The following is a 1,022-nucleotide window of genomic DNA, read 5'->3' on the forward strand; positions in this document are numbered from 1 at the left end:
CGCATTCCAGTCGAACTATTAGGCTTCTATAATTATGATAAGCACCGTTTTGGTGGAGGATTGACTTTACATACCAGCCCAGAATTTGAAGCAGAATCAGATGATATTGGGCTTGACGAGAATGCTGAATTCGAAGATGCCAGCGGCTTAGTTATAGAGTACGGATATAAGACTTCTGATAGTGCAGTCATTGCTTTAAGGTACGTCGATATAAACTACGAAGTAACAAAGTACAATGGTAGCTCAGTAGACTCAGGCCCTGATTCTGACGGTAGCCACATTGGTTTATATATCTACTTTCTTTTCTAGCAGTCAAAGTTTCCGTGAGTTCAGCGGATATCAAAGGGCCTTTGAGGCCCTTTTTTTCGTCCTACATTTAGCAAGCCAACACATCTTGATCTCTTACATAGCTGCTGTAAGATGAGCAGCAATATTTTCATATAATCATTAGTTCTCGGTAAAAATACCCCCATGGACGTATCCCATATTCTTGACGGTTTGAATGACGCACAACGCAGTGCTGTTGCTGCACCTATGCAAAACTTATTGGTTCTTGCTGGAGCCGGAAGTGGCAAAACCCGAGTATTGGTACACCGAATTGCCTGGTTGATGGAAATTGAACGCTTAAGCCCTTCTTCAATTATGGCAGTGACCTTCACTAACAAAGCTGCCAAGGAAATGAGGGGCCGTATCGAGCAATTGTTGGACCTGCCTGCACGAAACCTTTGGTTTGGTACTTTCCATGGCATTGCTCACCGTTTTCTGCGCGCACATTCCAAAGAAGCAAATCTTCCGGATAACTTCCAGATCCTCGACTCCGACGACCAGCTTCGGATCGTAAAGCGAATCATGCGTGAAATGAACATCGATGAGTCGCGATGGCCGCCTAAGCAAGTTCAGTCTTTTATCAACAGTAAAAAAGATGAAGGCGTTCGCGCCGCTTATTTACCGCCGACTCATTCCCAGTTCGATCAAGTAATGGCAACGCTCTACCAACGTTATGAAGAGCAATGCCAACAGTC

2 protein-coding genes are annotated in these 1,022 nt (G+C 44.5%); both read left to right on the top strand.

Going from position 1 to position 1,022, the window contains the following annotated elements; genetic code table 11:
* A partial coding sequence (locus tag A3757_RS27315; RefSeq protein ID WP_231878365.1) for a hypothetical protein occupies nt 1-309 on the top strand: 309 nt, incomplete at its 5' end.
* A gap of 162 nt (nt 310-471) precedes the next feature.
* Nucleotides 472-1,022, top strand: a 551-nt coding sequence (locus A3757_RS23365) for a UvrD-helicase domain-containing protein (RefSeq protein ID WP_156506517.1), incomplete at its 3' end; no start/stop codon positions are given.

Source organism: Oleiphilus sp. HI0117 (assembly GCF_001635235.1).